This window comes from Caballeronia sp. (assembly GCF_049581465.1).
Lineage (GTDB): Bacteria > Pseudomonadota > Gammaproteobacteria > Burkholderiales > Burkholderiaceae > Caballeronia.
This window is the reverse complement of the sequence record NZ_JBAUSA010000676.1, coordinates 1-1,677: the sequence shown is the minus strand read 5'-3', so window position 1 is coordinate 1,677 and position 1,677 is coordinate 1. Positions and strand designations below refer to the sequence as shown.

The following is a 1,677-nucleotide window of genomic DNA, read 5'->3' as shown; positions in this document are numbered from 1 at the left end:
CCTTTATACGCTGCGTTTCCTGCTGGGTGTCGCCGAAGCGGGCTTCTTTCCCGGCGCGATTCTGTTCCTCAGCATGTGGGTGCCGGCGCGGCATCGCAGCCACATCCTCGCGCTCTTCTATCTAGCGCAGCCGCTGACGATTGTGATTGGCGCACCGGTCGCCGCTTTGTTGATCGAGGCACATGGCGCGTTCGGCCTCGCAGGCTGGCGCATCATGTTCCTCGGCGTCGCCATTCCGGCGATCCTGATCGGCGTGATCGCGTGGTTCTACCTCGCCGATCGCCCATCGCAGGCGAAATGGCTCTCGCCCGCCGAGCAGAACTGGCTCACGGCGAAGCTCGCGGATGAAGATCAGGCGAAAACCACCTCGGCCCATCCACATACGCTGCGTCCCGGCGCGGCGATGGCGAGTGGCCGCGTCTGGAGGTTCGCGCTGATGTACTTCGGCCTGATCTACGGCCTGTACGCGCTGGCGTTTTTTCTGCCGACGATCATCGGCGGCTTCGAGGCGCGCTTCGGCACCCACTTCAACGTCTTTCAGAAAGGGATGATTACCGCGATTCCGTACCTGCCGGCCGCACTCGCGCTCTTTCTCTGGAGTCGTAGCGCGACCCGGCGAGGCGTGCGCGCCTGGCATATCGGCGTTCCTGCGCTGATCGGGGCCGTGAGCATTCCGGTTGCGCTCTACATGCGCTCGCCGACCGCCAGCGTCGCGGTCATCACTATCACCGCCTGCGCGATCTTCTCCGCGCTACCGACCTTCTGGGCACTGCCTGCGCGTTGCCTGTCGGGCGCGGCGGCCGCGGCGGGCATCGCGTTGATCAACACGGTCGGCAACCTGGCGGGCTTCGTCGCGCCGTACATCACGGGCCTCGTCAAGGACTCGACCGGTTCTTACCAGGCGCCGATGTTCATCGTTGGAGCGTTCATGCTGATGTCGGCTGTGCTCGCGTTTGCGATCGGTGCGGGTGCTCGCCAGACTCAGGAGGAGACCGTCCCAATGGGTCTTCAACCGCATACCAAATAGTCGACTCGCAGTTCCCGTTGCACTCACTGTTCTCATGGAGATTGAAATGAAAGAGAAAATCGCTTTGTTTGGCGCAGGCGGAAAAATGGGCGTGCGCCTGAGCAGTAATCTGCTGAAGTCCGATTACCGCGTTGCGCACGTCGAGCCTGGCGCGACCGGGCAGAAGCGTCTGAAGGATGAACTGGGCATCGAATGCGTATCCGCCGATACGGCTCTGGATGGCGCCGACGTCGTGATTCTCGCCGTGCCCGACACGCTTATCGGTAAGCTGAGCCACGAAATCTCGCCGAAGCTCAAGCCCGGTACGATGGTGATGACGCTCGACGCCGCCGCGCCTTTCGCGGGCCACTTGCCAGATCGCCCCGATCTGACGTACTTCGTCGCCCATCCGTGCCATCCGCTGATCTTCAACGACGAAGCCGACTCGAAAGCGCGCCGCGATTTCTTCGGTGGCGCGTATGCCAAGCAGTCGATCACGAGCGCTCTGATGCAGGGGCCGGACGAGGCGTTCGACCTGGGCGAAGAGGTGGCAAAGGTGATTTATCAGCCGATTTTGCGCTCGTACCGCCTGACGGTCGATCAGATGGCGATCCTCGAACCGGGACTCTCCGAAACGGTTTGCGCCACGCTGCTCTACGTGATGCGCGAGG

Annotated in this window: 2 protein-coding genes; both read left to right on the top strand. The window is 62.7% G+C overall.

From position 1 onward, the window contains the following. The coding region (locus WCA53_RS16750; RefSeq protein ID WP_423912681.1) for an MFS transporter at positions 1-1,027 on the top strand (1,027 nt) is incomplete at its 5' end. A gap of 46 nt (positions 1,028-1,073) precedes the next feature. Beyond that, positions 1,074-1,677, top strand: a 604-nt coding sequence (locus tag WCA53_RS16745; RefSeq protein WP_423912679.1) for a phosphogluconate dehydrogenase C-terminal domain-containing protein, incomplete at its 3' end; no start/stop codon positions are given.